The 6,148-nt window shown below is 32.8% G+C and carries 5 protein-coding genes; 2 read left to right on the top strand and 3 right to left on the bottom strand.

Annotation, left to right across the window (positions count from 1 at the left end; genetic code table 11):
* The first annotated feature begins 396 nt into the window (after positions 1-396).
* Positions 397-2,859: a leucine--tRNA ligase gene (gene leuS, locus JJE11_RS12810; protein WP_291636216.1), complete on the top strand. Its 2,463-nt coding sequence runs from the start codon at positions 397-399 to the stop codon at positions 2,857-2,859.
* Between the two features lie 134 nt (positions 2,860-2,993).
* On the opposite strand, the gene JJE11_RS12805 is transcribed toward leuS, so the two are convergent.
* The gene (locus JJE11_RS12805; RefSeq protein ID WP_291636214.1) at positions 2,994-3,785 is read right to left on the bottom strand and encodes a GTP pyrophosphokinase family protein; all 792 of its coding nucleotides are present in this window, start codon (positions 3,783-3,785) and stop codon (positions 2,994-2,996) included.
* A 234-nt stretch (positions 3,786-4,019) separates the two neighbouring features.
* On the opposite strand from JJE11_RS12805, the gene JJE11_RS12800 reads away from it, so the two are divergent.
* Positions 4,020-4,907 carry a DUF2225 domain-containing protein gene (locus tag JJE11_RS12800; RefSeq protein WP_291636212.1) on the top strand — a complete coding sequence of 296 codons (888 nt, stop codon included), beginning with the start codon at positions 4,020-4,022 and terminating at the stop codon, positions 4,905-4,907.
* A 74-nt stretch (positions 4,908-4,981) separates the two neighbouring features.
* Here JJE11_RS12800 and JJE11_RS12795 read toward each other — a convergent pair whose 3' ends face one another.
* Both JJE11_RS12795 and JJE11_RS12790 read right to left on the bottom strand, forming a co-directional pair.
* Positions 4,982-5,671, bottom strand: a complete 690-nt coding sequence (locus JJE11_RS12795; RefSeq protein ID WP_291636210.1) for a metallophosphoesterase — start codon at positions 5,669-5,671, stop codon at positions 4,982-4,984.
* A 23-nt stretch (positions 5,672-5,694) separates the two neighbouring features.
* A complete protein-coding gene (locus tag JJE11_RS12790) occupies positions 5,695-5,961 on the bottom strand; it encodes an EscU/YscU/HrcU family type III secretion system export apparatus switch protein (protein ID WP_291636207.1) in 267 nt (88 codons plus the stop codon).
* Between the last annotated feature and the right edge of the window lie 187 nt (positions 5,962-6,148).

The raw sequence follows: 6,148 nt of genomic DNA, 5'->3' as shown, positions 1-6,148 counted from the left end.
TTGCTTTGATTAGGAGTAGTAGTATTTATATCCTTTTAAAGAGAGCTGTTGTTAGGGTCATGAAAAGAACTAGAATGCCCCTTGGGTGTAAAACAGTAACGATATAATATGAACTTACCTATGATTTACCTGCAAACAATCTCTTACTTAAAAGTAAGCCTTTGTTTGCAAGCAAGAGCTTACTTGTGAAAACAAGTACGGTTAAAACCGTTATATTCGTAAGTGAGGTGTAATGCCTAATTAGAGTGGTACCGCGGAATATTACTTTCGTCTCTTTGTTGAGATGAGGGTTTTTTTTATTTTCTAATTTTATATGATGTGCACGAAACATTAAAATTAAAGCACAAAAGATTAATAATTATTTCCACGCTAGTAGCAAATGAAGGAGGAATATTAATGGCAAAATATAATACAACCATCGATGAAAAATGGCAACAAAAATGGGAAGAAACTAACCTTTATAAATTTGATGAGAATAAAATTGATAAAAAACTATATGTACTTGAAATGTTCTCTTATCCATCTGGAAGCCAATTACATGCAGGGCATTGGTTTAACTATGGCCCTGTTGATTCTTGGGCTAGAATGAAGAAAATGCAAGGGTACAATGTGTTTCAACCAATGGGCTTCGACGCTTTTGGGCTACCTGCCGAAAATTATGCGATAAAAACAGGTGTGCATCCAAAGGATTCTACAGATCAAAACATTAGTAACATGGAAAAGCAATTAAAAGCTATGGGCGCAATGTTTAATTGGGATCATGAAGTTGTGACTTGTCGTCCAGATTATTATAAATGGACTCAATGGTTATTCTTAAAACTATTTGAAAAAGGTCTTGCCTACAGGAAAAAAGCCCCCGTAAATTGGTGCCCTAGCTGTAATACTGTACTTGCAAATGAACAAGTATTAGTTGATGGTTCTTGCGAGCGGTGCGGAACTGAGGTTACTAAAAAGAATTTAACTCAATGGTTTTTAAAAATTACTGACTATGCTGAGGAATTACTTGAAAAGCTTGATACTTTAGATTGGCCTGAAAAAACTAAAGCAATGCAAAAACATTGGATAGGCAAATCTATTGGTGCTAACGTTGATTTTAAAGTGCCAGATTGTGATGCAGACTTTAGTGTATTCACTACAAGAGTAGACACTCTATACGGCGTTACGTACGTAGTTATAGCACCTGAAAATGATCTTGTTGACAGCCTAACTAAAAGTGAAAATAAAGATGCTGTTGAATCTTATATACATGAAGCTAGAAAACAAACTGATATAGAGAGGCAATCTATATCAAGAGATAAGACCGGTGTATTTACTGGTTCCTATGCTATTAATCCTATTAACGGACGAAAAGTTCCGATTTGGGTAGCTGACTATGTTCTAAACACTTATGGAACTGGCGTTGTAATGGCTGTTCCTGCTCATGATGATAGGGATTTTGCCTTCGCTACTAAATATAATTTACCTATTGAAAGAGTAATTATTGGTTTTAAAAGTACACTTGAAGACCCAGACGCCCTTCCTTATACTGAACATGGAAAAATGGTAAACAGTGGTGAGTTTGATGGTTTATCTACAGAAGAAGGAAAAGAAGCAATAGTTAAAAAATTAGAAAGCATGAATCTAGGTTCAGGAAAAATAAACTTTAGACTTCGTGATTGGTTAGTTTCAAGGCAACGATATTGGGGAGCTCCTATTCCAATAATTCATTGCGATAAATGTGGAACTGTTCCTGTACCTGAGGACCAACTTCCTGTAGAACTACCTTATAACGTACAATTTACACCAGACGGAGAATCACCACTCGCCAAATGCACGGAATTTGTAAATGTCCCTTGCCCTGTTTGTGGCGCTGCTGCACGCCGTGAGGCTGATACTCTGGATACCTTCGTTTGTTCTTCTTTCTACCAATTTAGATATGTAGATAACAAAAATAGTGAAAAAGCTTTTGATAAAGACTTAGTAAACAAAATGCTTCCTGTAGACAAATATGTCGGTGGACCTGAACATGCATGTGGACACTTACTATATTCAAGATTTATCACCAAGGCTCTTCGCGATATGGGATATTTAAACTTTGATGAACCTTTCTTATCTCTTACACATCAAGGTTTGATTTTAGGAGAAGATGGATTAAAAATGAGTAAATCAAAAGGAAATACTATCTCTCCAGACCATTATATAAAAGAGTTTGGCTCAGATGTATTTAGAATGTACCTAATGTTTGGTTTTGGGTATACTGATGGTGGTGCTTGGAGTGATGACGGTATAAAAGCTATTGGAAGATTCGTCGATAGAATTGAAAGAGCTGTAGACACTGGAAGTGACGAGATTTCAAAAGAAAGCAATAGTGAGACCTCCCTTGGAACGAATGAAAAAGAATTAAACTACTGGAGACATTTCGCAATAAAAGGAGTTACAGAAGATGCAGAGAAACTCCAATTTAATACAGCTATTGCGAGACTTATGGAACTTACAAATGCTATAACAAAATATGTTAATGCAGAAAATAGAAATAGCAATTTCTTGAAAGAAGTGCTTGTAGATTACCTTAAGCTTTTAGCTCCCTTTGCTCCTCACTTTGCAGAAGAAAAGTGGGAAACCTTAGGTATGGGTTACTCTGTATTTAATCAAGTTTGGCCTAAATTTGATGCAAGTGCTCTTATAAAAGATGAAGTAGAGATAGCTATTCAAATAAATGGTAAAATTAAATCCAGAATAAATATAGCTTCCGATTTAGATGAAGAAAGTATAAAAGAGGCTGCTCTTAATGATGAAACCGTAATTGCTGCCCTAGAAGGCAAAACTATGCGTAAGATTATTGTAATTAAAGGAAGCCTAGTTAATATAGTAGCTTCTTAATAAAAATTTCCATACAGTTTTTTACACTTTAAGATTATAATCGAAAGTTTTGTTAGCCACATCAAAAGGAGAGTAGAAAGTCTTAACTCAGACATTCTACTCTCCTTTTTTAATATTTAACTATTTCCATCTCATCAATCTGAAAACATATCTATAGTTTTTTGAGTTGCATTAAGTAAACTGCTAAGCTCAAAAACTTCTCCACCTTCTATTAGATTATTTAATTGTTCTCTATACCTAGCTGCATCCATTAGTTTACCTATTGATGAAATCATAAGAATATTATTCATTATATCAGATACCAAATTAGATTTTACCTCAAAAAGTTTTTGTGCGTCTTTAATTTCATCTTTAATTTCTAACATCTGCTGATCTAACTGAAAAGCAGCATCTGCAGCATTTTTAAGTTTTTCTCGTATATTCTCCGGTATATCATGCTTATACTTATAATTTAAAGAATGCTCTACTGTAGCCCAAAAATTCATTGCCAATGTTCTAATCTGAAATTCTGCTAGTATTTCAGTTTGACCATCAGATAAGTTAACAGGATACTTTATAATCATATGGTAGCTTCTATAACCGCTACTTTTTACATTTGCAACATAATCTTTTTCATAAACTATCTGCATATCACGTCTTTCACGAATCAGACTTACTACCTTATCAATATCATCTACAAACTGACACATTATTCTTATCCCTGCAATATCCTCCATCTCAAATTCAATTCTATCCATAGGGATACAAAATTTACTAGCTTTTTCAAGAATGCTAGATATTTCTTTAACCCTTCCTGTAACAAACTCTATAGGTGAATAATCATTTTTATGTCTATATTCTCTCCTTATACTTTTGAATTTCACTTTTAACTCTTCTACTGCCTGTTCATAGGGAATTAAGAATCTCTTCCACTCTTTTATTGCCATATACTCAGTCCTTTACATAAAATTTCATTATAGGTACTTAATTGTGCTTAATTTATATCTCAAAACTTTTGAGCATATTATATTATTATTATAATTGTATTAATTTTCTGTTATAATTAATTTTCTGTTATAATTAATTTACTACTAAACTTACAAAAAAGCAATTATTTAAGTAAATTTACCAAATTGCATAAACTAATCATACCATATTAAATCTTATTTCGAGGTGATTAAATGGATAAAAAAATATTTTCCGGTCTAGAAAGTATGGGCTTTGATAATACCGAAGCTATTAAAATCTATAATGAAAAAACTGAAGCTGTAAAAGAAGAAAGTGAAGAGAAGAAGGAAAAGGCTCTTTTATATAGCAAAGAAGTTACCTGCCCTGCTTGTAACCATGTATTCAAAGCTATCACAGTTAAATCCTCGGCTTACAGAATGATAAAAAAAGATAGTGATTTTTTTATTAGGTATTCTTTAATTAACCCTTATTTCTATGATGTTTGGGTTTGTAATTCTTGTGGGTATTCAGCTATGAAAATAGACTTTTATACTATAAGAAGTATAGAAATAGAACAAGTACAAAAGTCCATTACATCCAAGTGGCATGGGAGAATGTACCCTGAGATTTACGATGTTCATATAGCTATTGAAAGGTATAAACTTGCCCTTTTAAATTATGTCATAATCAATGCAAAATCAAGTAAAAAAGCAATCACTTGTTTAAAGCTCGCCTGGATGTACAGACTTTTAGAAACTGAGGAATCTTTCGATATGGAGTTAACATTTTTAAAACAGGCATTAGAAGGACTTAGTGATGCTTATTACGCCGAAGCCTTCCCCATATATGGCATGGATAAATACAGTGCTATGTATCTTATTGGAGAGTTAAATAGACGTATCGGCCATTCAGAGGCTTCTTTAGTTTGGTTTAGTAATGTGATAACAACTCCTAATGTATCTCAAAAGTTGAAAGAACTTGCAAGAGATATGAAAGACTTGATTAAAGAAGAAGCCGCGTTATTAGCTGCTACTGATAATATAAATAAATCTTCTACAGAAAACTTTGAAGCACTAGAAACCACTAAGAAATCCGGATTTTTTTCTAATTTATTTAAATAAAAATTGAGACTATTAAATTTATCCACATTGATAAATTTAATAGTCTTAATTATCCACAATCTATTAACTTTAAGTTATTCTAATATCTTTAAAGGATCAAAGTCCAAATAATCACAAGAAGTAACTATATATTCCACGCCTTCTATGTTTCCTTCATATACCCTGCTTAAAGATGGCCCATGTAAATGACCATATATAACCTTGCATACATTATATTCTTTTACTATCCTTATAAGCTGCGTTTCCTCAAATTTATCATTAGTAGGTGGATAATGAAGCATTACAATAAATTTACTATATCCCTTCTTCACTGCCTCATCTAATGAAATTCGAAGCCTTATGAGCTCTCTACCATATATCTTTTCATCATGAGTAGAAAACCTTGCGCTCCCCGGGCAATTCCATCCCCGAGTTCCGCATATAGCAAAATCTTTATAGTTAAAAAAGTTATTTTGAATAAAATCCATATCCGTATAAAGTGAATTCAACTTTGTGATACTACTCCACCAATAGTCATGATTTCCTTTAACAATTATTTTTTTACCTGGAAGTTTATGAATCCATTCCAGATCTTCCATACCTTCCCCTATATTCATTGACCATGAAATATCCCCTGCAACTAGTATAGTGTCCTCTGATGATATTTTACTAAGCCAATTTTCTTTTATTTTTTCGTGATGATTACTCCATTTATCTCCAAATATATCCATGGGTTTATCTGAATTTATAGCTAAATGAAGATCAGATATTGCCCACAACGCCATAATATACCTCCTTCATATATCTTTTAGTTTTTTTTCATTAATGTATCTATATCCATTACATAAGCAATAACCTTAGCTATTGCATCATATAATTCTAAAGGTATCTCTGATCCTATATCAACATTTAAAAGTAAATTAGCTAGTTCCTCATTTTGCACAATAGCCACCTTACTCTCTTCTGCCGTCTTAAGAATCTCATCTGCAATATACCCCATTCCAGCTGCAGTTACTATAGGTACGTCATATCCTTGTTCATATTTTATTGCAGCAGCTTTTTTTACTTTTTTCATTATAGCACACCTCATTATTGCTTAATGTTATAACCACAAAACATGGAATACTATACACTCCATATTATTATACCTTTATATTGATTGTATTAAAACTTCTATCTTCAAAAAATTCTCCGCAATTTGCCATTGTAAACTCCTTCGCCTTGTTATTGACAACAATACTAACCCTATAATTTAGACTAGA

Origin of the sequence: Clostridium sp., assembly GCF_016650095.1 — a bacterium.
Classification (GTDB): Bacteria; Bacillota; Clostridia; order Clostridiales; family Clostridiaceae; genus Clostridium_AD.
The sequence above is the reverse complement of the archived record's forward strand: the minus strand, read 5'-3'. Positions and strand labels throughout refer to the sequence as shown.

Bases quoted from the DNA above. Each gene is read 5' to 3' on its own strand.
- leuS (WP_291636216.1), top strand. From the start codon at position 397: ATGGCAAAATATAATACAACCATCGATGAAAAATGGCAACAAAAATGG.
- JJE11_RS12805 (WP_291636214.1), bottom strand. From the start codon at position 3,785: ATGGCAATAAAAGAGTGGAAGAGATTCTTAATTCCCTATGAACAGGCA.
- JJE11_RS12800 (WP_291636212.1), top strand. From the start codon at position 4,020: ATGGATAAAAAAATATTTTCCGGTCTAGAAAGTATGGGCTTTGATAAT.
- JJE11_RS12795 (WP_291636210.1), bottom strand. From the start codon at position 5,671: ATGGCGTTGTGGGCAATATCTGATCTTCATTTAGCTATAAATTCAGAT.
- JJE11_RS12790 (WP_291636207.1), bottom strand. From the start codon at position 5,961: ATGAAAAAAGTAAAAAAAGCTGCTGCAATAAAATATGAACAAGGATAT.